This is a genomic window from Pseudomonas putida (assembly GCF_026625125.1).
Lineage (GTDB): Bacteria > Pseudomonadota > Gammaproteobacteria > Pseudomonadales > Pseudomonadaceae > Aquipseudomonas > Aquipseudomonas putida_X.
Window position 1 is genome coordinate 638,544 of record NZ_CP113097.1, and the last position, 23,849, is coordinate 662,392.

General features: G+C 64.7%; 28 protein-coding genes and 1 riboswitch. Of the genes, 13 read left to right on the top strand and 15 right to left on the bottom strand.

The window, feature by feature from the left end:
- Nucleotides 1-16: 16 nt before the first annotated feature.
- Genes OSW16_RS02930 through OSW16_RS02945 form a run of 4 tightly spaced genes read right to left on the bottom strand, consistent with a single transcriptional unit; the run spans nucleotide 17 to nucleotide 3,102 of the window.
- Nucleotides 17-532, bottom strand: coding sequence for a DUF3299 domain-containing protein (locus tag OSW16_RS02930; RefSeq protein ID WP_267820630.1), 516 nt, complete (start codon nucleotides 530-532; stop codon nucleotides 17-19).
- A 9-nt stretch (nucleotides 533-541) separates the two neighbouring features.
- Nucleotides 542-1,807 carry an ABC transporter permease gene (locus OSW16_RS02935; protein WP_241803994.1) on the bottom strand — a complete coding sequence of 422 codons (1,266 nt, stop codon included), beginning with the start codon at nucleotides 1,805-1,807 and terminating at the stop codon, nucleotides 542-544.
- On the bottom strand, nucleotides 1,807-2,517 hold the full coding sequence (locus OSW16_RS02940) for an ABC transporter ATP-binding protein (RefSeq protein WP_267820632.1): 711 nt from the start codon (nucleotides 2,515-2,517) through the stop codon (nucleotides 1,807-1,809). The genes OSW16_RS02935 and OSW16_RS02940 overlap by 1 nt, the downstream gene beginning before the upstream one ends.
- Complete coding sequence (locus OSW16_RS02945; RefSeq protein WP_267820633.1) at nucleotides 2,518-3,102, bottom strand: DUF2796 domain-containing protein; 585 nt, start codon at nucleotides 3,100-3,102, stop codon at nucleotides 2,518-2,520.
- Between the two features lie 132 nt (nucleotides 3,103-3,234).
- Here OSW16_RS02945 and OSW16_RS02950 point away from each other — a divergent pair, with 132 nt between their 5' ends.
- Nucleotides 3,235-3,579 (top strand): hypothetical protein, encoded by a 345-nt coding sequence (locus tag OSW16_RS02950; RefSeq protein WP_267820635.1) that lies wholly within the window; start codon nucleotides 3,235-3,237, stop codon nucleotides 3,577-3,579.
- Between the two features lie 57 nt (nucleotides 3,580-3,636).
- Here the strand turns inward: OSW16_RS02950 and trxA are convergent, their stop codons facing one another.
- From trxA to OSW16_RS02965, 3 genes are read right to left on the bottom strand one after another with little or no spacing between them, the layout of a single operon-like run.
- The gene (gene trxA, locus OSW16_RS02955; RefSeq protein WP_241803990.1) at nucleotides 3,637-4,509 is read right to left on the bottom strand and encodes a thioredoxin; all 873 of its coding nucleotides are present in this window, start codon (nucleotides 4,507-4,509) and stop codon (nucleotides 3,637-3,639) included.
- A 31-nt stretch (nucleotides 4,510-4,540) separates the two neighbouring features.
- Entirely contained in the window at nucleotides 4,541-5,200 is a 660-nt protein-coding gene (locus tag OSW16_RS02960; RefSeq protein WP_267820637.1) for a class I SAM-dependent methyltransferase, read from the bottom strand.
- A complete protein-coding gene (locus OSW16_RS02965) occupies nucleotides 5,201-5,653 on the bottom strand; it encodes a YbaY family lipoprotein (RefSeq protein ID WP_267820639.1) in 453 nt (150 codons plus the stop codon). It lies immediately after the preceding gene.
- 106 nt (nucleotides 5,654-5,759) lie between these two features.
- Between OSW16_RS02965 and nrdR the strand changes: the two genes are divergently transcribed.
- The 12 genes from nrdR (at nucleotide 5,760) to OSW16_RS03025 (ending at nucleotide 14,458) form a co-directional block, all read left to right on the top strand.
- On the top strand, nucleotides 5,760-6,224 hold the full coding sequence (gene nrdR / locus OSW16_RS02970) for a transcriptional regulator NrdR (RefSeq protein ID WP_008092351.1): 465 nt from the start codon (nucleotides 5,760-5,762) through the stop codon (nucleotides 6,222-6,224).
- A gap of 2 nt (nucleotides 6,225-6,226) precedes the next feature.
- A complete protein-coding gene (gene ribD, locus OSW16_RS02975) occupies nucleotides 6,227-7,357 on the top strand; it encodes a bifunctional diaminohydroxyphosphoribosylaminopyrimidine deaminase/5-amino-6-(5-phosphoribosylamino)uracil reductase RibD (protein WP_267820641.1) in 1,131 nt (376 codons plus the stop codon).
- Between the two features lie 42 nt (nucleotides 7,358-7,399).
- Entirely contained in the window at nucleotides 7,400-8,065 is a 666-nt protein-coding gene (locus OSW16_RS02980; protein WP_267820643.1) for a riboflavin synthase, read from the top strand.
- Nucleotides 8,066-8,083: 18 nt separating this feature from the next.
- The gene (ribBA, locus tag OSW16_RS02985) at nucleotides 8,084-9,175 is read left to right on the top strand and encodes a bifunctional 3,4-dihydroxy-2-butanone-4-phosphate synthase/GTP cyclohydrolase II (RefSeq protein WP_241803985.1); all 1,092 of its coding nucleotides are present in this window, start codon (nucleotides 8,084-8,086) and stop codon (nucleotides 9,173-9,175) included.
- A gap of 91 nt (nucleotides 9,176-9,266) precedes the next feature.
- Entirely contained in the window at nucleotides 9,267-9,743 is a 477-nt protein-coding gene (ribE, locus tag OSW16_RS02990; RefSeq protein WP_008092356.1) for a 6,7-dimethyl-8-ribityllumazine synthase, read from the top strand.
- Nucleotides 9,740-10,240 (top strand): transcription antitermination factor NusB, encoded by a 501-nt coding sequence (gene nusB / locus OSW16_RS02995; protein ID WP_012312511.1) that lies wholly within the window; start codon nucleotides 9,740-9,742, stop codon nucleotides 10,238-10,240. The genes ribE and nusB overlap by 4 nt, the downstream gene beginning before the upstream one ends.
- Before the next feature lie 18 nt (nucleotides 10,241-10,258).
- Nucleotides 10,259-11,218, top strand: coding sequence for a thiamine-phosphate kinase (gene thiL, locus OSW16_RS03000; RefSeq protein ID WP_267820646.1), 960 nt, complete (start codon nucleotides 10,259-10,261; stop codon nucleotides 11,216-11,218).
- Nucleotides 11,215-11,718 carry a phosphatidylglycerophosphatase A gene (locus OSW16_RS03005; RefSeq protein WP_241803983.1) on the top strand — a complete coding sequence of 168 codons (504 nt, stop codon included), beginning with the start codon at nucleotides 11,215-11,217 and terminating at the stop codon, nucleotides 11,716-11,718. Before thiL ends, OSW16_RS03005 begins: the two co-directional genes overlap by 4 nt.
- A gap of 16 nt (nucleotides 11,719-11,734) precedes the next feature.
- Nucleotides 11,735-12,478 (top strand): substrate-binding periplasmic protein, encoded by a 744-nt coding sequence (locus tag OSW16_RS03010; RefSeq protein ID WP_267820648.1) that lies wholly within the window; start codon nucleotides 11,735-11,737, stop codon nucleotides 12,476-12,478.
- A gap of 134 nt (nucleotides 12,479-12,612) precedes the next feature.
- Nucleotides 12,613-13,230 carry a GTP cyclohydrolase II gene (ribA, locus tag OSW16_RS03015; protein ID WP_241803981.1) on the top strand — a complete coding sequence of 206 codons (618 nt, stop codon included), beginning with the start codon at nucleotides 12,613-12,615 and terminating at the stop codon, nucleotides 13,228-13,230.
- Nucleotides 13,227-13,646 carry an MFS transporter gene (locus OSW16_RS03020; RefSeq protein WP_267820650.1) on the top strand — a complete coding sequence of 140 codons (420 nt, stop codon included), beginning with the start codon at nucleotides 13,227-13,229 and terminating at the stop codon, nucleotides 13,644-13,646. The genes ribA and OSW16_RS03020 overlap by 4 nt, the downstream gene beginning before the upstream one ends.
- Nucleotides 13,646-14,458 (top strand): cobalamin-binding protein, encoded by an 813-nt coding sequence (locus OSW16_RS03025; protein ID WP_267820652.1) that lies wholly within the window; start codon nucleotides 13,646-13,648, stop codon nucleotides 14,456-14,458. Before OSW16_RS03020 ends, OSW16_RS03025 begins: the two co-directional genes overlap by 1 nt.
- Here OSW16_RS03025 and OSW16_RS03030 read toward each other — a convergent pair.
- The 8 genes from OSW16_RS03030 to OSW16_RS03065 form a co-directional block, all read right to left on the bottom strand.
- Complete coding sequence (locus tag OSW16_RS03030) at nucleotides 14,436-16,310, bottom strand: TonB-dependent receptor domain-containing protein (RefSeq protein ID WP_267820654.1); 1,875 nt, start codon at nucleotides 16,308-16,310, stop codon at nucleotides 14,436-14,438. The two genes, OSW16_RS03025 and OSW16_RS03030, sit on opposite strands and share 23 nt — an antisense overlap.
- Nucleotides 16,311-16,430: 120 nt before the next feature.
- The gene (gene dxs / locus OSW16_RS03035) at nucleotides 16,431-18,326 is read right to left on the bottom strand and encodes a 1-deoxy-D-xylulose-5-phosphate synthase (RefSeq protein WP_267820656.1); all 1,896 of its coding nucleotides are present in this window, start codon (nucleotides 18,324-18,326) and stop codon (nucleotides 16,431-16,433) included.
- A 108-nt stretch (nucleotides 18,327-18,434) separates the two neighbouring features.
- On the bottom strand, nucleotides 18,435-19,322 hold the full coding sequence (ispA, locus tag OSW16_RS03040; protein ID WP_267820658.1) for a (2E,6E)-farnesyl diphosphate synthase: 888 nt from the start codon (nucleotides 19,320-19,322) through the stop codon (nucleotides 18,435-18,437).
- Nucleotides 19,319-19,561: an exodeoxyribonuclease VII small subunit gene (locus OSW16_RS03045; protein WP_054900824.1), complete on the bottom strand. Its 243-nt coding sequence runs from the start codon at nucleotides 19,559-19,561 to the stop codon at nucleotides 19,319-19,321. Before OSW16_RS03045 ends, ispA begins: the two co-directional genes overlap by 4 nt.
- A gap of 243 nt (nucleotides 19,562-19,804) precedes the next feature.
- A complete protein-coding gene (gene ribB, locus OSW16_RS03050; protein WP_267820662.1) occupies nucleotides 19,805-20,455 on the bottom strand; it encodes a 3,4-dihydroxy-2-butanone-4-phosphate synthase in 651 nt (216 codons plus the stop codon).
- A gap of 80 nt (nucleotides 20,456-20,535) precedes the next feature.
- Nucleotides 20,536-20,677: riboswitch (FMN riboswitch) on the bottom strand.
- 156 nt (nucleotides 20,678-20,833) lie between these two features.
- A complete protein-coding gene (locus OSW16_RS03055; protein WP_267820664.1) occupies nucleotides 20,834-21,724 on the bottom strand; it encodes an alpha/beta hydrolase in 891 nt (296 codons plus the stop codon).
- Nucleotides 21,725-21,806: 82 nt separating this feature from the next.
- A complete protein-coding gene (locus OSW16_RS03060) occupies nucleotides 21,807-23,153 on the bottom strand; it encodes a sensor histidine kinase (protein ID WP_267820666.1) in 1,347 nt (448 codons plus the stop codon).
- Nucleotides 23,153-23,845, bottom strand: a complete 693-nt coding sequence (locus OSW16_RS03065) for a response regulator transcription factor (RefSeq protein WP_241803972.1) — start codon at nucleotides 23,843-23,845, stop codon at nucleotides 23,153-23,155. Before OSW16_RS03065 ends, OSW16_RS03060 begins: the two co-directional genes overlap by 1 nt.
- Nucleotides 23,846-23,849: the final 4 nt, after the last annotated feature.

Consider the following 23,849-nt stretch of genomic DNA (forward strand, 5'->3'; position numbering starts at 1 on the left):
GAATTAGAAACAGTTCTCACTTCAGCTCATAAGCGTATATTTTCTCGGCGTCCATCTGGTAACCGGCGTCGGCCAGCTCGCTGCTGGAGGCTTTGACATGCAGCTTTCCTTCGATCCAGTAAGGCTGGTACAGGTCTTCGACGCGTACCCCCATTTCGCTGAAAATATGCACGATCTGGTTGGAAGGCGGTGGCGGAACATGGATGCAGGCGCCGTAGTAGGGCACTAACAGGAACTCGGTAGTGCGACCTTCTTCGCTGACCTCCAGCGGCACGATATAGCCGGGAAGTTTGATGTGCTGGCCGTCCAGTTCCTGCACCACCGGCGCATCGGGCGCTTGCTGGCGCGCCGCTGGGGCTGATTCCGCGGACAGGGCATTGCTCAGCTGCGACATGTCGTGCAGTGGGGCCAGCTGCGGCGGGATGATCGGCGCGCCTTCGGGGATCAGTGCAGGCCAATCGAGTTCGCGGGGCTCGGCCGCCCAGGTGGGGGCGGCGAGCATCAGTAGGGATAACAACAGCGCGCGAAGCATGGCGTTTTCTCAAAGGTGAATCGACAGGCCATCGGCCAGCGACTGCCGATAGGCGCGCCAGGCCGGCACGCTGCCCATCAGCAGCGCTGCGCCGAGGATGATAGCAAGCAGCGTCCACTCGTGCGTGCTGGGCCAGGCCAGCGGCAGGTACAGGCCGTAATTGGCCTGAACGTAGCCTTGGGCCAGCGCGATGCCGGCATACAGCAGGCCTAGCCCGGCAACGATACCCGCACTGGCCAGCGCCAGCGCTTCAAGCACCAGCAACCCGGCAATGTGCCAAGGCCGGGCGCCCACCGAGCGCAGAATCGCCATCTCCCGGCGACGTTCGTTGAGGCTGGTGAGAATCGCCGTGAGCATGCCGATCAAACCGGTCAGTACGACAAACAGCGAGACCACGAACAAGGCTTGTTCGGCCGTGCCCATCAGGCTCCACAACTCCTGCAGCGCTACCCCGGGCAAGATCGCCAGCAGCGGCTCGCTGCGGTATTCATTGATCTCGCGCTGCAGGCTGAAGGTGGCGATCTTGCTGTTCAGGCCGAGCATGAAGGCAGTGATGGCGGCCGGCTGCAAGTCCATGGTTCGGGCCTGCTCGGCGCTGATGCGCCCGGCGCCACGTGCAGGCACGCCGTTATGCCAGTCGATATGGATCGCCTCCATCCCCGCCAGGCTGATGTGCAGTGTACGGTCGACCGGCGTGCCGGTGCGTTTCAGCACGCCGACCACGGTGAACGGCTTGTCGTCATGCTTGACCAGGCTTATCGCCGCCACGCCGTGAGCCAGCACCAGCTTGTCGCCAAGCCTGTAATGCAGGGCCTCGGCCACCTCGGCGCCCAGCACCACCTCGAACGGATCGCTGGCAAACTCACGCCCCTGGCTCAGCTCCAGATGCTGCCGGCGACCATACTGATAATGGCTGAAGTACTCACCGGTGGTGCCCATCACCCGATACCCGCGGTGCGAGTCGCCCAGGGAAATGGGGATCGCCCACTTCACCCGTGGATCCTGGGCGTAATGCTGGTAACTGTCCCAACGAATATTGTTGGTGGCATTGCCAATGCGGAATACGGAATACAGCAGCAGGTTTACCGAGCCCGAGCGGGCGCCAACGATCAGGTCGGTGCCGCTGATGGTGCTGGCGAAACTGGCACGGGCTTCGGTGCGCACGCGCTCGACAGCCAGCAGCAGGCACACCGACAAGGCGATGGCGAAGGCGGTGAGGAACGCGGTGAAACGGCGATTGGCCAGGCTGGCCAGGGCAAGGCGAAGCAGGTACATCAGGCCTCCCGGGGCTTGGCTGCGCGGTTCAGCTCGGCCAGTGACAGATGACGGTCGAACAGCGGTGCAAGGCTCTGGTCATGGCTGACGAACAGCAGGCTGGCGCCGGCAGCACGGCATTCATCGAACAGCAGGCGGATGAACGCTTCCCGGGTGTCGGCATCCAGTGCCGAGGTGGGTTCGTCGGCAATGACCAGCTCGGGTTGGCCGATCAATGCACGGGCCGCGGCGACCCGTTGTTGCTGGCCAATCGATAGGCTGTCGGCGCGGCGGGCAAGCAGTGCGGGCTCGTCCAGGCCCAGGTGGGCCAGCAGTGCGCTGGCCGCCTGGTGGGCACTGCCATGACGCTGCTCGGCCCGAGCCTTGCGGCTGCTGGAGAAGCGACAAGGCAGTTCGACGTTTTCCCGTACCGAAAGGAATGGCAGCAGGTTGAACTGCTGGAAGATATAGCCGGTGTGATCGACCCGAAAGCGGTCGCGAGCGCTCTGGCCCAAGCCGCCGAGATCCTGGCCGAGCAACTGGATGCGGCCCTGGGCAGGCACGTTCACCCCGCCCAACAGCCCCAGTAGCGTGGTCTTGCCACTGCCGCTGGGGCCCTTGAGGAACAAGGCTTCGCCTGCTTCCAGGCGAAACGCGGGGATATCCAGCAATGGCGGCTGCCCTGGCCAGGCAAACACCAGGTCTTGCAGCGCGATCAGCGGCAGGCTCATTCAGAACCGAACCACGGCATTGGCAGGCGAGGTTTCCAGGCCTTTCTGGCCGTTCGGGCCGATCAACTGCACATTGATTTTTTGCGTAGCAGGGAAGGCCTTGAACAGCGGTGCGAGGTCGAGCTCAGCGATCTTCTCCGGGGCGGAGCATTTGAGCTGATAGTGCGCATCGATATCGCTGTGCTGGTGGCCATGCTCATGTTCATGCTCATCACCGTCGTCATCTTTTGCCGCATCACCGAACAGTGGACTCTCCAGTTCCTGAGCATCTTCCGTGCAGCCAGCAGCCGCTGGCAGACCAAACAGCTTCAGGGGTTGCTCGAGCTGTTGGCGCACGGCGGCGACCTTGGCTTTGTCGGCGTCGCTGCTGGCGCTGTGTTCAAAGCCCACCAGGTTCATTGCCGGGCTGTCGAGCTCCAGCTCGAGGGTGTTGCCGTCGAGTACCACGTTGAGCTTGGCCACCCCGTGCTCATGCGCGCCGAGCGTGCCGTGGGCGTGATCATGGTCATGGTCGTGGTCGTCGTGGGCATGAGCCACGGCCAGGGGCAGTAGGGCGAAGGGCAGGGCGAGCAGCAGGCGACGCATGGACGACTCCAGAAGCGGGCTGGGAATGAATTGGTGATGTTATAACAGCTTCTATCTGTGCCGCCAGCCTGCGTTCTGCAGGTTTCATGTTGCTGTAGCATGGGGGCATTGGAGCGCTTGAAGGAATGCATCGTGAGAATTCGGGGACAGATTGGAGACTGGCCGGTGGACCTGACCATCGAACTGGAGCCCGCGGAGTGGGCGCAGTTGGGGCGGCAGCGTGAGGTGCCTGTGGCGGCCGACGCCACACCGCAGGCCATGGCGGCAGCGCCGCGCCAGGATGACGGGCAGTTGACGGCCGCGCGCGAGGTGCTTCGTAAGGCGGGGCAGATGAGCGGGCCTGAATTGCTGGACCGCTTGGAAGGGCTGGCGGGCAGTACGGCGGCGGGTAAGCGGCTGTTGGTGCGGTTGCGCCACAGCAGTGAAGTGAAAGTGGAAAGTGGCGCGGATGCGCCGGTGTATCACTGGATCGGTTGAGGCGATTGCCCTGTGCGGCCGCGCAAGCGAGGGCATAGCCCTCGCCTGCTGGGCGAATCAGAACATCGCCGAAGACAGTCTGCGGCGGTAAACCGCGACCAGCGGATGGTCGCCACCGAGCAAGTCGAACACCTGCAGCATCGCCTTCTGCGGCAAGCCGTTTTCATAGGCGCGGTTACGCTGGAACAGTTTCAGCAGGCCATCCAGCGCCGCTTCATACTGCTGGCGTGCCAACTGCTGGATGCACAGTTGGTAGGCCGCCTCATCATCCTGGGGGTTCTGCGCCAGGCGGCTTTTCAGGTCGGCGACTTCCGGCAGGCTGGCGGCCTGGCGCAGGAAGGTCAGCTGCGCTTTGGCCCCGGCCAGGGCAGCCTTGTGCTCATCGGTCTTGACCGCGTCCAGCACGACTTGCGCTTCGCCCAGCTCGCCGCGCTCGGCCAGGCAGCGCGCATACAGGATCAGCGCCTCGGCATTGCTGTTGTCTTCCCCCAGCAGCGCCTGCAGCAGTGCCTCCGCCTCGGCGAAACGGCTTTCGGCGAACAAGGCTTTGGCCTGTTCCAAGGGGGATGCTGCCGGCGCGGCAGGCATCTGCACATGCGGCTCAAGCATGGCGCGGATCGCCGACTCCGGCTGCGCCCCGGCAAAGCCGTCGACTGGCTGGCCATCCTTGAACAGCACCACCGTGGGCAGGCTGCGAATGCCGAACTGGGCAACGACTTGCTGCTCGACGTCGCAGTTGATCTTGGCCAGCAGCAGCTCGCCCTGATAACCCTCGGCGATCTTCGCCAGCAGTGGCATCAGCGCCTTGCAGGGCGCGCACCACTCTGCCCAGAAGTCCACGAGGACCGGCTTGTGAAAGGAGTTTTCGATCACCAGTTGCTGAAAGTTGGCGTCGGTGGCATCGAAGATAAACGGTGTTTCCTGGCTCATCGTGACTCTCGCAAATCCGTGAATGGCACCACTATAAAGGCTCGCGGCTGGCGTGGTACAGGCTGACCCGGCGGAATTCGTGCGGCTCGGCCAGGTCCGGGAGGGTCAGTGCTTCAAGCACGCCCAGCTGCTGGTAAAGCGGGTGTCTGAAATCGCGTACTCGGGAGTCTGCCACCAGGGCCTGACGGCCACGGCCGAGGAAGGCATCCAGCAGCGGCAGATTGGCGCGGTCGTAGAGCACATCCGCAACCAGAATCAGGTCGAAGCGGTCGTCTTCGGCAAAGAAGTCGTTGCTGTAGCTGAGCTCGACCCCGTTCAGCTCGGCATTGGCGCGGCTGGCATCGAGTGCCAGCGGGTCGAGATCGCAGGCCACCACTTCCGATGCGCCGGCGCGCGCCGCGGCAATGCCGGCGATACCGGAACCGGCGCCGAAGTCCAGCACGCGCTTGCCGGCCACCCACTGCGGGTGCGCTGCCAGGTAACGGGCCATGGCCAGGCCGCTGGCCCAGCAAAAGCTCCAGTACGGTGGGTCTTCGAGAATGCGCCGGGTTTCTTCGCTGCTGAAGGCGCGGTCCATGTTCTGATCGTCGATCAACCAGAGTTTGAGCGCGCACCCCGGCAGTTCAGTGACGACCAGCCGCGCTTCGCCGATCAGGCCGCTGAGGGCCTGTTGCAGGGCAAGCGGCGCCACCTAAGGCGCCTTTTTGAAGCGCAGCGGGCCAGTGGCCTGAGTCTGGGCCTGGGTGATGCGCACGGGCGGCAGGTGCATGATCAGTTGGCCCGATTGGCTGGCGCGCCCACGCAGCTCGACCCGACCGCCGGCCGGGAAGACCTCGGGGTTGAAGCGCAGGCGGTAGGGCAGCGCCTGGCCGGTGCCGGTCAGGGTACTGCTGGCCAGAAGCTGTTGCGGGCGGTCGCGCTCGTCGATGACCAGCAAGGCCAGTTCCACGTCGGCACCGCGGGGGATTTCCAGCAAGGTACCGCTCAGTTCGCGTTGATAGGCGGGCAGCGGGCCCAGCGGTTCAGCCTTTTTCGCCACCTTGGCGGGCGCAGGTGCCGGGGCTGGCTCGGTCTTCGGCCGGTCGCTGCCACAGGCGGCGAGCAGGGCGGCGCAGCCCAGCACGACGAGCGCTCGATAATGCATGGGGTAATCCTTCAGGGGCAGATTTACCTTGGATGTTAACCCCTTTGGCTTGTCTTGCCAGTGGGATGCGCTACCATGGCCCTCCCTTTTTTTGTTGCCTGCCACCATGCACTGTCCCTTTTGCGGTGCCAACGACACCAAGGTCATCGACTCGCGCCTGGTCGCCGAGGGCGAACAAGTGCGCCGCCGTCGCGAATGCGTGGCCTGCGGCGAGCGTTTCACCACCTTCGAAACCGCCGAGTTGGTATTGCCCCGGCTGATCAAGCAGGACGGCACGCGCCAGCCTTTCGACGAAGAAAAGCTGCGTGCCGGCATGCAGCGTGCGTTGGAGAAGCGCCCGGTCAGCGTCGAACGCCTCGAGGCGGCCCTGGCGCATATCAAGAGCCGCCTGCGCGCTACGGGTGAGCGCGAAGTCAAGTCGCTGGTGGTGGGTGAGCTGGTGATGGCCGAATTGCGCAAGCTCGATGAAGTGGCCTACATCCGCTTCGCTTCGGTATACCGGCGCTTCCAGGACCTCGATGAGTTCCGTGAAGAAATCGACCGCCTGGCCCGCGAGCCGGCTAAAGAGTGAGCATGCCGAGCCAGACCGCGATCCTCGACGCCCATTACATGGCCCGTGCCCTGGAGCTTGCCCGCAAGGGCATCTACACCACGCACCCCAACCCGCGTGTGGGTTGTGTGATCGTCCGTGACGGTGAAGTGGTGGGTGAGGGGTGGCATGTGCGTGCCGGTGAACCCCATGCCGAAGTGCATGCCCTGCGCCAGGCCGGTGAGCGTGCCCGCGGTGCCTGTGCATACGTGACGCTGGAGCCGTGCAGCCACCATGGCCGAACCCCACCGTGCGCCGAGGCGCTGGTACAGGCAGGTGTGGCGCGGGTGGTGGCAGCCATGCAGGACCCCAACCCGCAAGTCGCCGGGCAGGGCCTGCGCCGCCTGGCCGACGCAGGCATCGAAGTCGCCAGCGGCGTGCTCGAAGCCCAGGCCCGTGCCCTGAACCCTGGTTTCCTCAAGCGCATGGAGCACGGCTTGCCGTTCGTGCGGGCCAAGCTGGCCATGAGCCTGGATGGCCGCACCGCCATGGCCAGCGGCGAAAGCCAATGGATCACCGGGCCTGCCGCCCGCTCTGCGGTGCAGCGCCTGCGCGCCCGTGCCAGTGTGGTGCTGACCAGCGCCGCCAGCGTGCTGGCCGACAACGCACGGATGACTGTGCGCGCTGCCGAGCTTGGCCTGGACCCCGACACCACCGCGCTGGCGCTCAGCCGCCCCCCCTTGCGCGTACTGATCGATGGCCGCCTGCGCCTGCCACTGGACGCGCCGTTCTTCCAGGCCGGCCCTGCGCTGGTGGTAACCGCCCTGGGCGACGACCCGCGTTACGCCCAGGCGGGCCATGAGCTGCTCAGCCTGCCGGGCAGCAATGGCCAGGTCGACCTGCTCGCCTTAATGCAAACGCTGGCTGCGCGGGGCGTCAACGACATCCTGCTGGAAGCTGGCCCTGGCCTGGTCGGCGCTTTTGCCCAACGTGGCCTGATCGACGAGTACCAGCTGTTCGTCGCCGGCACTTTCCTTGGCTCCCAGGCCCGCCCGCTGCTGGACTGGCCCTTGTCGAAGATGAGCGAAGCGCCACGGCTGAAAATCACCGAAATGCGTGCAGTGGGCGATGACTGGCGGGTCACGGCCATCCCTCTGCCGGCCCCCGGCGTATAATGCCGGGCTTGCCCCGCGCAACCCGTTTTTGAGGAAGACCCCATGTTCACCGGCATCATCGAATCCATCGGCACCATCCGCAGCCTGACCCCAAAGGGCGGTGACGTGCGCGTCTACGTCGAGACCGGCAAGCTCGACCTGGGTGACGTCAAGCTCGGCGACAGCATCGCCGTCAACGGTGTGTGCCTGACCGCCGTTGAGCTGCCAGGTGATGGTTTCTGGGCCGACGTCAGCGTCGAGACCCTCAAGCGCACCGCTTTCATCGACCTCAAGCGTGGCAGCAAGGTCAACCTGGAGAAGGCCCTGACCCCGACCACCCGCCTGGGCGGCCACCTGGTCAGCGGCCACGTCGACGGTGTCGGTGAAATCATCTCGCGCAGCGATAGCGCTCGCGCCATCCAGTTCCGCGTGCGTGCACCCAAGGAACTGGCCAAGTACATCGCCCACAAGGGTTCGATCACCGTCGACGGCACCAGCCTGACGGTCAACGAGGTCAATGGCGCCGAGTTCGAGCTGACCATCGTCCCGCACACCCTGTCCGAAACCATCATGGCCGACTACCGCGCAGGGCGTCGGGTAAACCTTGAGGTCGATTTGCTGGCCCGTTACCTGGAGCGCTTGCTGCTGGGCGACAAGGCTGCCGAACCGAGCAAGGGCAGTGGCATTACCGAAAGCTTCCTGGCCGCCAACGGCTTCTTGAAATCCTGATTGAGAAGGGGGTGCCGCGTGGCGCTCAACAGCATCGAAGAACTGGTCGAAGACATCCGCCAGGGCAAAATGGTCATCCTCATGGATGACGAAGACCGTGAAAACGAAGGCGACATCATCATGGCGGCCGAGTGCTGCCTGCCTGAGCACATCAACTTCATGGCCAAGCACGCCCGTGGCCTGATCTGCATGCCGATGACCCGCGAACGTTGCGAAACGCTCAAGCTGCCGCTGATGGCGCCGCGCAACGGTTCAGGCTTCGGTACCAAGTTCACCGTTTCGATCGAAGCGGCCGAAGGCGTTACCACCGGCATCTCGGCGGCCGACCGCGCGCGCACCGTGCAGGCCGCAGCCGCCAAGGATGCCAAGGCCGAAGACATCGTCAGCCCGGGCCACATTTTCCCGCTGATGGCGCAGCCTGGCGGTACCCTGGCAAGGGCCGGCCACACCGAGGCCGCCTGCGACCTGGCACGCATGGCCGGCTTCGAGCCTAGCGGCGTGATCTGTGAGGTGATGAACGATGACGGCACCATGTCGCGTCGCGCCGAGCTCGAAGTGTTCGCCGCCGAGCATGGCTTGAAGATCGGCACCATCGCTGACCTGATCCACTACCGCATGATCCACGAGCGCACCGTGCAGCGCGTTTCCGAGCAGCTGATCGAAAGTGAGCTGGGTGAGTTCAACCTGGTCACCTACCGCGACGCAGTGGAAGGCGATGTGCACATGGCCCTGACCCTGGGCAAGGTCTGCGCCGAAGAACCGACCCTGGTGCGTGTGCACAACATGGACCCGCTGCGCGACCTGCTGCTGGTCAAGCAGCCTGGCCGCTGGAGCCTTCGCGCCGCCATGGCCGCAGTTGCCGAGGCCGGCAGCGGCGTGGTGCTGTTGCTGGGCCACCCCCTGGATGGCGACGTGCTGCTGGCGCATATCCGCGAAAGCGCAGGCGATGCACCGACCAAGGCACCGACCACCTACAGCACCGTGGGTGCCGGTTCGCAGATCCTGCGTGACCTTGGCGTGCGCAAGATGCGCCTGATGAGTTCGCCGATGAAATTCAATGCGATATCCGGATTCGATCTGGAAGTTGTAGAATACGTGCCCTCCGAGTGACTTGAGGCGGCGCCTGCGCCCTCACGCTCGAGTCCAAACCCTCCCGAGGCCGCCAGTGCGCGGCCTCGCTCTTGAAGATGAGAACATCGGAATGACCCTGAAGACCATCGAAGGTACCTTCATTGCCCCCAAAGGTCGCTATGCTTTGGTGGTTGGCCGCTTCAACAGCTTCGTCGTAGAAAGCCTGGTAAGCGGTGCCGTTGATGCCCTGGTACGCCACGGTGTCAGCGAAAGCGACATCACCATCATTCGTGCCCCTGGCGCGTTCGAAATCCCGCTGGTTGCCCAGAAGGTCGCCCAGCAAGGTGAATACGACGCGATCATCGCCCTGGGTGCAGTGATCCGTGGCGGTACCCCGCACTTCGAATACGTGGCGGGCGAATGCACCAAGGGCCTGGCCCAGGTGTCCATGGAGTTCGGTGTGCCGGTGGCCTTCGGTGTCCTGACCGTCGACTCCATCGAGCAAGCCATCGAGCGTTCCGGCACCAAGGCCGGTAACAAAGGTGCTGAAGCTGCCCTGTCCGCTCTGGAAATGGTCAGCCTGCTGGCGCAGTTGGAGGCCAAGTGATTAGCGACGAAAGCGATCGTTTCAACCCGCGCGATCCCAAACCTGCGGATGCCGGCAAGCCATCGAAGAGCGCCAAGCGCCGCGAAGCCCGCAAGCTCGCGACCCAGGCCCTGTACCAATGGCACATGGCTCAGCATTCGCTGAACGAGATCGAAGCGCAGTTCCGGGTCGATAACGATTTTACCGATGTCGATGGCGCCTATTTCCGCGAGATCCTGCATGGGGTCCCGGCAATCAAGAGCGAAATCGACAGCGCGCTGAAACCGTGCATGGACATCGCCCTGGAAGAGCTCGACCCGGTCGAACTGGCCGTGTTGCGCCTGTCCACCTGGGAGTTCATCAAGCGCGTCGATGTACCGTATCGCGTGGTGATCAACGAAGGCGTAGAGCTGGCCAAGGTCTTCGGCGCCACTGACGGTCACAAGTTCGTCAACGGCGTGCTGGACAAGCTGGCACCTTCGCTGCGCGAAGCAGAAGTCAAGGCGAACAAGCGCTGATCCTGGCGCTGTCGAGCCATGGGTGAGTTCGAGCTGATCAACCATTACTTCGCCGCCGCGCCCTGTGCGCAGGGCGGTGAGGGCGTGGCACTGGGTATTGGCGACGACTGCGCCTTGCTCGAGCTTGCCTCGGGCGAGCAGTTGGCGGTGTCTACCGACACCCTGGTTGCCGGGGTGCACTTCCCGACGGTCTGTGACCCGCGTCTGCTCGGCCAGCGCTCACTGGCCGTGGCGGCCAGCGACCTTGCAGCCATGGGCGCCAATGCCATCGGCTTCACCCTTGCCCTCACCCTGCCCGACGTCGGCCCCGACTGGCTTGCCGCCTTTGCCGACGGGCTCAGCCGCATGGCCCAGCGTTGCCGCATGAGCCTGATCGGTGGCGACACCACGCGCGGCCCTTTGAGCATCACCGTCACGGTTTTCGGCAGCGTCCCGGCTGGGCAGGCCCTGTGCCGCAGCGGTGCCCGGCCGGGTGACCTGCTGTGTGTGGGTGGCGTGCTGGGCAAGGCAGCCGGTGCGCTACCGTTGGTGCTGGGCGAGCGAGAGGCCCCTGCCGAGCAGAGCGAGCCCCTGCTGGCCCACTACTGGTCGCCGCTGCCTCAATTGGGCCTGGGCCGTCGCTTGCGCGGGCGAGCGACGGCGGCGCTGGATATTTCCGACGGCCTGCTCGCCGATTGTGGGCATATCGCCAAGGCCTCCGGCGTCGCCCTCGAGGTGAACCTGGCGCAGGTGCCAGTGTCTCCTGCACTAGAGGCCTTTCTCGGGCACGATGCGGCGGTGCAGGCGGCGCTCACCGGTGGCGACGACTACGTATTGGCGTTCACCCTGCCGCCTGAGGCGCTTTCGTCCCTGGCGGACGCTGGCATACATGTCATCGGCCGGGTGCTCCAAGGGCAGGGTGTCACCCTGCGTGACCGCCAAGGCCAGGACATCACCCCCGTACAGCGGGGCTATCAACACTTTAGGGAGACACCGTGACCGACCACCCCAACCAGGTGCCTGCGGAGTTCGTTCCGCCCTCGGTCTGGCGCAACCCATGGCACTTCATCGCGTTCGGCTTCGGTTCGGGCACGCTGCCCAAGGCGCCCGGTACCTGGGGCTCGATGGTGGCCATTCCGTTCATCCCTCTGTGGCAGATGCTGCCCGATTGGGGGTACTGGCTGCTGCTGGGCATCACCATGCTGTTCGGTTTCTGGCTGTGCGGTAAAGTCGCCAATGACTTGCGCGTGCACGACCATGAAGGCATTGTCTGGGATGAAATGGTCGGCATGTGGATTACCCTCTGGCTGGTGCCGGAAGGGTGGCAGTGGATTCTGGCGGGGTTCCTGATGTTCCGCTTCTTCGACATCCTCAAGCCATGGCCGATTCGCTGGATCGACCGCCATGTGCACGGCGGTGTCGGCATCATGCTCGATGATGTCCTGGCTGGGGCGTTCGCCTGGTTGGGTATGCAGGTTCTGGTGTGGGCGGTTGGCTGAGACAGGGAGCGCTTTTATGGCCATTCGGACTGTGCTGCTGGCAATACTGCTCTGCTGTGCCCATGGGGCGCTGGCAGCCGAAGGCGTCCCGAAACAGGTCCATCTGGTCAGTGAAGAGTGGCTGGATTACACCAATGCCGATGGTACCGGCGTGGCCTGGGATGTCTTGCGCAAGGTGTTCGAGCCTGCTGGCGTCAAGGTCGTGGCAAAAAGTGCCCCTTACAGCCGGGCCGTCGGGCTGGTCAAACGCGGCGAGGCCGATGCCTGGGTCGGTTCCTACAAGGATGAGAACGAGGATAACCTCTACCCGCGCTGGCACTTCGACATGGACCACATCTATGCGCTGGGGCTTGCCAGCAAGCCGGTGCCGACCTTGGACACCGTGGGTCAGTATCGCCTGGCCTGGGTGCGTGGCTACGACTACGGCAGCTACCTGCCGAACGTGAAGGAGGCGCGTGAGATCCAGCGGCGCGAAGGCATCCTGCCAATGCTTGAGCATGATCGCGTGGACTTCTACATCGATGCGCTGACCGAGGTTGACTACGTCCTTGGCCAAACCTCCCAGCCAGAGCGGTTCCGTCGCACCCATGTCGCCGAACTGCCGTTGTACCTGGCCTTTGCCCGCAACGAACACGGCAAGGCCCTGAGTGAGCTGTTCGACCGACGCATGGCTGAACTGGTACGCAGCGGCGAGTTGAAGCCTATCTTCCAGCACTGGAAGCAGCCGTATCCCTTCACTGCCGACAGCAAGCCCCAATAGCACCCAAGGCTGTCGCAGGCTAACCGAATATCGAACTTTTCGATCTTAACCCACGGTATTCAGCCAGCGCACAGGCGCTGACCTGCTGATACAATCGCTTCACGAGAATTTTCCTACTTATCCAGGAGCACAACGTGCCCGTCGTCTTTGTTGCCGCCTCTAAACTCCCGACTCCCTTCGCGACTTTCACCATGCATGGTTTCCTCGACGAAGCCACCGGCCGTGAGCACGTGGTGCTCAGCCTGGGTGACATCGCCGACGGTGAGCCGGTGTTGGGGCGCCTGCATTCCGAGTGCCTGACTGGCGATGCCCTGTTCAGCCAGCGTTGCGACTGTGGCTCGCAGTTGGAAGCGGCCCTGCAGGCCATTGCCCGTGAAGGCCGTGGCGTGCTGCTGTACCTGCGTCAGGAGGGCCGTGGCATTGGCCTGCTGAACAAGATCCGCGCCTATGAGCTGCAGGACGGCGGTGCCGACACTGTAGAGGCCAACGAGCGCCTGGGCTTCGCTGCCGACCAGCGTGATTACGCGATCTGCCTGCCGATGCTCGAGCACCTGGGTGTGAAGTCGCTGCGCCTGATGACCAACAACCCGCGCAAGGTCAAGGCGCTGACCGATATGAGCATCAAGGTTGCCGAGCGTGTGCCACTGCATACCGGGCATAACCCGCACAACCGCTACTACCTGGCGACCAAGGCCGACAAGCTTGGCCACATGCTGGGTAACGAACACCAGGGGGAGGTTCCCCAGGCGTGACCCGCAGCGAGGTGAAGCGGCGCCTGGCGCTGGCCTGGTGGCAATACCTGGCGGTCGGCCTGGTGCCGCTGCCGGTGATGGCCTGGGCCTTTGGCGGTGGCGATGCGCTGATCCCGGTGCTGGCCATGCCGCTGTTCATCGCCGGTGCGGCAACCCTGTTCCTCAGCCTGCCGCGTTTTGGCGCCTACAAGCGTGCCTTGATCGCCACTTCCAAGTCACTTGGCACGGCTGAAGAGCCGGCCGCCTGGATCGAGCTGGCTCGGGTGCGGTGCATGGCCATGCTGTTCGCCTGCTTCCCTGCCTGGGTCGCCGCACTGTCGGTGCTGGTAGGGCTCGAAGCAGTGCCGCAAATCCTTCTGGCGTTATCCACCGTGGTGGTGCTTTACCTCTACCGCATCCCGCGTCAGCTGGGGTGATGCGCGGCCTGCTCTGCCTGCTGGCGCTGCTGGCCTGCACTGTCCAGGCTGGCGAGCCCCTGCGCGTGGTCAGCCTTGCCCCATCGATGAGCGAAATCATGCTCGAGCTGCAGGCCGACGACCTGCTGGTGGGCGTACTCGACGGCGGCGAGCGCCCGGCGGCGCTGGGTAATCTGCCTTCGGTGGGGCGCCAGGGGCAACTGGACATGGAACGCCTGCTCAGCCTCAGGCCCGACCTGCTGTTGCTCTGGCCCGGCAGCGTGGCAGCGGCCCAGCGCGACCAGCTCACGCGCCTGGGTATCGCCACCTTCAGTGCTGAACCTCACGACCTTGAGCAACTGCTCGAACAGATCGAGGCCATTGCCGTGCGTGTAGGGCGGGCAGAACAGGGGCGGCAGTATGTGGGCGGCCTGCGTGAACGCTTGCAGCACCTGCGTCAGCACTATCGGCGTGAGCAGCCGCTACGGGTGTTCTATCAGGTCTGGGACCGGCCCCTCTACACCTTGGGTGGGCGACAGGTGGTGAGTGATGCTTTGGCGGTGTGTGGGGCGCGCAATATCTTTGCCGACCTGAGCCAGCCGGCACCGCAAGTGAATGTGGAATCAGTGCTGCTGCGCGATCCGCAGGTGATCCTGGCTGGCGACCAGGGGCAGTTGGCAAGCTGGAAGGCTTGGCCAGGTTTGAGCGCTGTGGCCGATGGCCGTCTGCTGGTGGTGCCAGACAAGGGCCTGGAGCGGCCCAGCGGGCAGATGATCGAAGCCACCGCCCGCTTGTGTGCGCTGCTCGAAGCTAAAGCGCCGGCGTCCAGGTGACGCTGAACAGTGCCGTGCGGCCCTCTTCGCGGTAGCCGTAGCTGGCGCCATCGTAGCTGTACAGCGCACGGCTGTAGCCCTTGTCCAGCACGTTATCCAGCTTAATTTCCAGCTTTAGCTCGTCGGTCGCTGCCCAGCTGCCGCGCAGGCCCAGTAGGCCATAGCCGCCGAGGCGGTTGCGGTTGGCCTCATCGTCGTAACTGGCGCTGACAGCCTGCCAGCTGCCCCCTACCGTGAAGCGCTCGAATTGACGGTCCAGGTCCAGGCTCAAGGTGCGCCGTGCGCGGCGGGCGAGGGTGTGGCCGCTGTCGCGATCACGCGGATCGATCAATGCCAGGCCCAGCTGGCTGCGCCATTCGCCCCACTGTTGCTCCAACGCCATTTCCACCCCGTTGATGCGCGCCGAGGCGACATTACGCGGGATCGAGTCCTGGCCAAAGATAATCGCATCACGCAGGTCAGTACGGTACAGCGACGTTTCCAGGCGGCTGTCGCGGCTGAGCTGGCTGCGCCATTGCAGCTCGTAGCTTCTGGAGTGCTCCGGGTCCAGCTGCGGGTTGCTGTACTGTGGGTAGTACAGGTCGTTGAAGGTCGGGGCCCGAAAGCCTTCGCTGTAGGACAGCAGCACATCGTTGTGGGTATTCAGCGGCACGGTAAGGCTACCGCTCCACGTGGTCTGGCCGCCAAACTGCTGGTTCTGGTCGCGGCGCACGCCCAGTTCGGTAGACAGGTGCTCGCCGTGGAAGCGATGCTGGATGAAGGCGGCGCGGTTCCAGCGGCTGTCTTCACTGAAATCGGTGCTGGCGTGCACGCGGTCTTCGTACCAGTCGCCACCGATCAACAGGTTCTGCCGCTCGCTCAGGGCCAGGTCGTTCTGCCAAGTGACCTGGTCGCGATAGGTGTTGAACACCGAGCGCTCATCACTGAGTTTGTCGCGCTTGTCGTCGCGATTTTCGCTATGGCCCAGCTCCAGGCGCGAATGCCACAGGTCATTGAACTGAGCGTCGAAGTACGTGCCCAAGCTGCTGACGCTGAACTCGGTGTAGGGCTTTTGCCCGAAGCTTTCGAAGGTGACCGGGTCGAAGCCGCCGAATGGATTGTCGTACTCGCTGCGGCCTTGGCTGTCGAGCAGGTTCAAGCCGGCTTCGAAACGTTCACCAAACGTGTGGCTCAGGCTCAGGTTGAACGACGTGTTGCGGTAGGCGTCATGATCGCCGTCGCTGGCGAAGGACGGGCCGGTCGAGTCGATGCCTGCCGTTTCGTCCAGGCTGGCGCCCAGGTTGAAGCGGGTCGCGCCGTCGCCGCCGGACAGGCCCAGGCTGCGTTGCCAGGTCTGGTCGGTGCCTGCCGCCATGCGCAGGCGCGGCTGCAGGCCCTGGCCGTTGCTGCGCCGGGTGAAGATCTGAATCACGCCGCCAATGGCATCGCTGCCGTAGATCGCCGAGCGTGAGCCGCGCAGCACTTCGACACGTTCGATCTGGTCGACGTCGATAAACTGCAGGCCGCTGTCGCCGGAGGTGGCATTGGCAATACGCACACCGTCGACCAGTACCAGGCTCTGCGCGGTTTTGGTGCCGCGGATGAAGATACCCGGCAGGCTGCCGCGGCCACCGGTGGGCGCGACTTGCACGCCGGGCACGCGGGCGAGCAGGTCGGTGACACTGGCCGGTTGCAGGCGGTCGATGTCGCTGCGGGTGAAGACGGTATTGGCTGCGCTGGTGGCGGTGCGTGATTCGGCCTGGCGGTTGGCGCTGATCAGCATGTCGGGGAGCTTCAGGGCGTCGTCGCGTTCGGCGGCCAGCAGCTGGACCGGAAGACAGAGCAGGGTAGCGGTAAGGGTTGGGAATTTCATTGGCATTACCATAGCAATCGCCGGCAAGCCGGCTGCCACGCGTACCCCGCTGTTCTTCGGTTCAGCGCAATACCTGTGGAGCTGGCTTGCCGGCGATGGGCCGCAAGGCGGCCGCGGGAATTACAGGCCGAGCCTGGCCATGCGCGCCTTCACAGACGCCTCGATGCCGGCTGCATCCAGCCCACATTCAGCCAGCATCTGCGCAGGCTTGGCGTGCTCGACATAGAGATCCGGCAGGCCCAGGTGCAGCAGCGGCTTGACCACCCCCTGACTGGCCAGGAACTCACCCACGGCAGCCCCGGCGCCGCCCATGATGGCGTTCTCTTCGAGGGTTACCAGCAGGTCATGACTGCCTGCCATCTCCAGCACCAGCGCTTCGTCCAGCGGCTTGACGAAGCGCATGTCGACCACGGTGGCGTTGATTTGCTCGGCGACCTGCAGGGCCTCGGCCAATTGCACGCCAAACACCAGCAAAGCGACCTTCTCGCCCTGGCGACGGACGACACCCTTGCCGATTTCCAGCGGGTCCAGGTCGCCACTGATCGGCGCGTTGGAGCCGGTACCGCGTGGGTAGCGCACGGCGGCCGGACCGTTGTACAGGTGGCCGGTGCTGAGCATCTTGCGCAGTTCGTTTTCGTCGCTGGGGGTCATTACCAGCATGCCCGGGATGCAGCGCAGGTACGACAGGTCGTAGCTGCCTGCGTGGGTTGGGCCGTCTTCGCCGACCAGGCCGGCGCGGTCGATGGCGAACAGCACGTCGAGGTTCTGTACCGCCACGTCGTGGATCAACTGGTCGTAGGCGCGCTGCAGGAAGGTCGAGTAGATCGCGACCACCGGCTTGCTGCCTTCGCAGGCCATGCCCGCCGCCAGCGTGACGGCATGCTGCTCGGCGATGGCCACATCGAAGTAGCGCTCGGGATACCGTTCACTGAAGGCCACCAGGTCCGAGCCTTCCTTCATTGCCGGGGTGATGCCCACCAGGCGGTTGTCGGCAGCGGCCATGTCGCATAGCCATTGGCCGAACACCGCCGAGTACTTCGGCCCGATGGCCTTCTTCGGTGCGGCCGGCTTGTCGGCAGGCTCGAGCTTGGTGATGGCGTGGTAGCCGATCGGGTCGATCTCGGCCGGCGCGAAGCCTTTGCCTTTTTTGGTCACCACGTGCAGGAACTGCGGGCCTTTGAGGTCACGCATGTTACGCAGGGTGGCGATCATGGTCGGCAGGTCGTGGCCATCGATCGGGCCGATGTAGTTCCACCCCAGCTCCTCGAACAGGGTGCCGGGCACCAGCATGCCTTTGGCGTATTCCTCGGTGCGACGGGCAATCTCCCAGGCACCGGGCAGGCGCGACAGCACCTTCTTGCTGCCCTCGCGCATGCTTGCGTAGGTGCGGCTGGAAAGAATCTTGGCCAGGTAGTTGGACAGCCCGCCAACGTTGCGCGAGATCGACATGTCGTTGTCGTTGAGGATGACCAGCATGTCGGCGTCGACTTCCTGGGCATGGTTCAACGCCTCGAACGCCATGCCGGCCGTCAGGGCACCGTCGCCGATCACGGCAATCGACTTGCGCGCGCTGTTCTGCAGGCGGGCGGCAATGGCCATGCCCAGTGCGGCGCTGATCGAGGTGCTGGAGTGGCCGACGCCAAAGGTGTCGTACTCACTCTCGCTGCGGCGCGGGAAGGCGGCGATACCGTCCTTCTGGCGCAGACTCAGCATGCGGTTACGCCGGCCGGTGAGGATCTTGTGCGGGTAGGCTTGATGGCCGACGTCCCACACCAGCCGGTCATCCGGGGTGTCGAAGACGTAGTGCAGGGCGATCGTCAGTTCGATCACGCCCAGGCCGGCGCCAAAATGCCCACCGGTCTGACCCACGGTGTAGAGCAGCTCCTGGCGCAACTCGTCGGCCAGGTGCTCGAGGTCGGCTTCGGCCAGCCGGCGCAGGCCGGCTGGCGTGTCAGCGCGGTCGAGCAACGGCGTGACCGGGCGTTCGCGGGGGATCTCTTGAAACGTCGTGGGCATCAGGCGAGTCGTTATAGATGTTAAGACGCGGCAGTTTACCCCATTGTGGGTAAAGTGCCCATTCAACCAGAGGTGGCGCGCCCCCTGGGTGCGGGTTCGAATCCGTGCTTAATGGCGGCGTTCGACGATGTAGCGCGCCAACGCTCGCAGGGGTTCTGCGTTTTCACCAAACCCTTCAAGTGCGACCAGCGCCTGGTCGCGCAGTTCGATCGCATAGGCCTTGGCCGCTTCCAGGCCAAGCAGGGCCGGGTAGGTCGGTTTGTCACGGGCGATGTCGGCACCCTGGCGTTTGCCGAGGGTGGCGGTGTCGCTTTCCACGTCGAGGATGTCGTCCTGCACCTGGAATGCCAGGCCAATGGCCTGAGCATAAACCTGCAAGGCGTCCAGCTGCGCCTGCTCGGCGCGGCCGCTGGCCAAGGCACCCAGGCGCACGCTGGCTTCGATCAGTGCGCCGGTCTTGTGCCGATGCATGAACTCGAGGGCCTGCTGGTCCAGCTTCACGCCTACGGCGCCAAGGTCGATGGCCTGGCCTCCGACCATGCCGGCAGGGCCTGCAGCCTTGGCCAGGGCCTGGACCATGGCCAGGCGGATGGCGTCGGGCTGCGGGCTCAGCCGTGGGTCGAGCAGGGCACTGAAGGCCAGGCTCTGCAGGCCGTCGCCGGCGAGGATCGCGCAGGCTTCATCGAAGGCTTTATGGGTGGTCGGCTGGCCGCGGCGCAGGTCGTCATCGTCCATGGCGGGCAGGTCGTCATGCACCAGCGAATAAGCGTGGATCAGCTCCACTGCGCAGGCGGCGCCGTTGGCCTGCTCGGCCGCTGCACCCAGCGCTTGGCAGGCGGCATAGGCGAGCAGCGGGCGCACGCGCTTGCCGCCGTTCATCACGCTGTAGCGCATCGCGGCGTATAGCCGCTCAAGCTCCTTGGTGGGCGCGATGAACAGGGGTTCGAGGGCCGCATCGACGCGCGCCTGGCTACTGGCCTGGTAGGCACCGATCATGCCTCTGGCTCCGCATCGAAGGGCTGAGCGGCGAGCTCGCCGTCGCGTTCGAGCAGTATCTGTACTTTCTGCTCGGCCTGGGCCAGGGCGCCCTGGCAATCGCGGGTCAGGGCGATACCTTGCTCGAAGGCGGCCAGCGAGTCTTCCAGCGACAGCTCGCCGTTCTCCAAGCGTTCGACCAGGGTTTGCAGGTCGGCGAGGGATTGCTCGAAATCGATGGAGGCTTTTTTGCGGGCCATGGCGACGGGTCTCGGAGGCTGTACAGAACGGCGCGACACTAGCAGAGCGGGGCGGGGGGAGCAAACTTGAGGGTGAATTTGCCGGCCCGATCGCCGGCAAGCCGGCGCCCACAAATATGGCGCAAGCCTCAAGAATTGCCGAAGCCTAGCTCCCAGAGACAGGGCGCAGGCCTGAAGAGCTGCGCGGTCGCGGTGGGAGCCGGCTTGCCGGCGATTGGGCCGCAAGGCGGCCCCGTCGATCGATCAGGCTGGCACAGCTTCCCGCTCCAGCATCGCTTCGCGGCAACGGGCCAGCTCTGCGATGGTCAGCACTGGCAGGTTGTACTGGCGGGCATACACCGCCACCTGTTCGCCGCGGGCCATGCTGCCATCGGGGTTCATCAGCTCGCACAGCACCGCTGCCGGGCGCAGGCCCGCCAGGCGAGCCAGGTCCACCGAGCCCTCGGTATGGCCGCGACGGGTCAGCACCCCGCCATCACGCGCCCGCAGCGGGAATACGTGGCCGGGGCTGACGATATGCCGTTGCTCGGCCGTCGAGCGCAAGGCTGCTTCGATGGTGGTGATACGGTCCTGCGCGCTGACGCCGGTGCTCACACCCTCAGCCGCTTCGATGGTCACGGTGAAGCCAGTACCGTGGCGAGCCTGGTTGTTCGGCACCATCGGTGCCAGTTGCAGGGCATCGACCGTGGCTTCGTCCAGGCACAGGCAGACGATGCCGCTGCAATCGCGAATCATCATGGCCATGGTCTGCAGCGACAGGTTTTCGGCGGCGGCAACGATGTCTGCTTCGTCCTCGCGGTCGTCATCGTCGAGTAGCAGTACGGGACGGCCGGCCTGGAAGGCGGCGACGGCAGCGGACACATTGGGGAATTGCTGGTGATGCTTGGGGGACATGAAACGCTCCTCGTGAATGATCGATGAACGTCTCGGGGCGAACAAAATGCGCGCGCAAGGGCGCCCTGATGGCCCTTGCCTGACGCCTTCTTTCATCCGGACTATGACCGTCGGCTCTGGAGTTGCACCAGATCTGCTGACCCCCGGCATGGCCGGGGCGCTCGCGGGCTCATCTTTCGATTTACCGCCGGTGGGGACTTTCACCCCGCCCTGAAGACCGGGCAAGCATACCGCACAGTGCTACCCTGCTGACAAGCCGATGATCTGCGACCTTCGGCGTATCAGGGGTGATCGGCTCATGCAACGGCTTCGAGGATATGCCCCAGATTGCCGGCGGCAAGCCCGCCATTAGTGATGCGGCGAGGGTGCCGTGCAGGCTTAGCGCGACATATCCTCGATTACGCGTTGCAATGAAGCTGGCAGCATCGGCCCATGCCCAATCCCCGTCAATCGCTCGAAACGCACCTGCAACCCCGGCACCTTGGCCAGGTCCGCCGCCAGCTCTCGCATCGGCCGCTCCACATCGCCTTGCAGCGGTGCCCGCGGGCTCACCGGCTCCTCGCTGCCACGCATCAGCAAGAGCGTCGGGTGGTTATCACCCATGCGCTCCTGCAATGTCTGCGCTTGGCGAACGATCGCCCCGTCGTGCCACCATAACGATGGGCTGGCTGCCACATAGTGGCTGAACGCTCCAGGCCGGGTGAACACTGCATGCAACACTGCCAAGCCGCCATACGAGTGCCCCCACAGGGTCTGCCGTTGCAGGTCGATGGGCGCCACGCCGGCCACCATCGGCCGCATGCGTTCGGTAAGCAAATCCAGGAATGCATCCGCGCCACCGCTGGGCAGGTGGGTCAGCGGGTCGCGCTGTTCTGCAAGCCCGGGGATTGCCGGTGTGTAGTCGTAGGTACGGCCTGTTCGCTCGATGCGCTGCTCGGTCTGGTACCCAACCGCCACCAGTAGCGGTGCCTGGCCCGCTGCGAGTCTGCCCAGTAACGCACTGTCCAGGGCACCGAGTGCGGCATTGCCGTCGAGCATCCACAACACCGGGTAACCTGCGGCGGGTGCCGGGCGCTGCGGCTTGCCGATCCATAAGCGGTAATGGCGCTGGCCATCGGCCGAGTCCAGGTCCAGGTGGCTGAAGCGGTAGGCCAGGTCTTGGCGCTGCAGCAGTGAAGTGTCCATCTGCTGCTCGCGTTGCGGCTGTGCCAGGGCAACCGGGGCGGTAAGGGCCAGCGCCAATGCCAGGGACAGGGTGATCTTGCTCATCAGGCGCCTCATCAATGCTTTGCAAGGAGCGCAAGGCGGAAGAGCTCAGATGATAATCAGTCCTGATTGAGCGTAAAGCGCATTAACTTTCTAAACATTGCGAAGCAGCCGGCAGCAACAGGTGCAGGCAAAGCCCGGGGTGACCATTGCTGGCCCACAGCCTGCCGCCTTGCAGTTCGACCGCGCGGCGGGCGATGGCAAGCCCCAGGCCGAAACCTGCGCCGCTGTCGGGCAAGCGCTGGTAAGGCTTGAAGATGCGTTCGAGTTCAGCGTGAGGCACGCCGGGGCCTTGGTCACTCAGGCGCAGGTGCCAGCAGTCGCCCTCACGCCAGCCATCGAGGCTGACCCGGCCATCGGCAGGCGAATGGCGGATGGCATTGCGCATGAGGTTTTCCAGTGCCTGGGCCAGGCTGTCCAGATGGGCCTGCACCACGCATTCGACGCCGAGCGAGCAGGGTAGCCGAGCACGGTCCCAGCCGCTTTCGAAGCAGGCGTCCTGGCATAAGGCTTCCCACACGGAAAGCATCAGTACCGGTTCGGTGCGTAACTGTGGTTGCTCAGTGTCCATCCAGGCGAGGTCCAGGGTGTCCTCGAGCAGCTTCTGCATGTCGTTGACCTCGTGCCCCAGGCGCGCCCGCAACTGGGCGGGCGACAGATCACTGTCATGGGCGATGCGCAGCCGCGCCAGGGGCGTACGCAGTTCGTGGGACAGGGTACGCAGCAGCAGGCGTTGCTGCTCCAGGCTTTGCCGCAGGCGCCCGGCCATGTGTTCAAAGGCCTGCGCCAGTTCGCCCAATTCATCGCGGCGATCCTGCAGGGGCAGGCCGGGGCTGTCCAGGTCGTCTGCGCGCAAGGCGTCGGCGCGGTCGCGCAAGCGGTTGAGCGGTGCCACCAGATGCCGATAGATCGCCAGGCCCAGTAACAGCGCCAGCAGTGTGGGTGCTACGCCGTGAGTGATGACGTGGGTCCAGGGGGTCAGGCCTGTGGGTAACAGGCGCTCGGGCAGTTGCATTACCAGGCGGCCGCGCGCTGGATGCAGCGGGAACTCGATGCTGACGTAGGGCAGCTCATCCTGCAGGCGCCGGCTCATCGGCCAGTCAGGCTTGCGCATGAAGGTCAGGCGGCTGGCCTCGTCGGCATCCAACGGCGTGGTGCCGAGGCTTTGCAGGTGCGGCCCGATCAGTGCCGCCCAGGTGTTCTCGGCGTGCTGCAGGTGTTGGCGAAAGGCTTCGGCCCCGCTCGCCCCCCCTTGCTGCCAGGCCTGTTCAGCCTGCTGCGCATAACGCGCCAGATAATCCTGGTCGGCCTGGGACAGAAAATAACTGCTGCGCTCCACCGACAGGCCCCAGGTCCAGATGAGCCAGGTCAGTAACAGGCAGAAGCTGACTTGCAGCGCGGCCAGCTTCCACAGCAAGGGGTGGCGGCGCATCACAGGCGTTCCGTATCGACCAGGATGTACCCTTGGCCACGTACGGCCTGTATCTGTACATGCTGGGCACCGATATCTGCCAGCTTGCGGCGCAGGTTGCACACATGCACGTCCAGCCCGCGGTCCAGGCGGGTGTAGGCGCGGTGCAGTACGGTCTGGTAGAGAAAGGCTTTGCTCAAGGCCTCGCCGGGGTGGGCGCTCAAGGTGGCCAGCAAGCGAAACTCAGAGCCCGTGAGGCCGGCAGCCTTGCCGTGGTGAACGACATCCTGATGGTCATGGTCGAGCATCACCTCGCCGGCGTCGGTTGCCGCTACCGGCCTGCGGTCAAAGGCCACCCGGCGCATCAGGGCATCGACCCGCGCGTCCAGCTCCGCCAGGCTGAAGGGTTTGGGCAGGTAGTCGTCCGCGCCCCGGGTAAAGCCACTGATGCGGTCCTGCTCGGCGCCCAGTGCCGACATCAGCATCACCGGCACTGCCTGCTGGCGGCGCAATTCGTCGAGCAGGCTAAGGCCGTCCAGGCCAGGCAGCATGATGTCCAGCAACACCAGATCGAAGCCATCGTGTTGCACCGCGTTCAACGCCTGCGGGCCGGTGGCGCAGGCGTTGACCAGAAAGCCCCGCTTCAGGAAGTGGCGCTGGAGGTCCTCACGCAGGCGTGGGTCATCTTCGACGAGCAGGAGTGAGGTTGGCATTGGC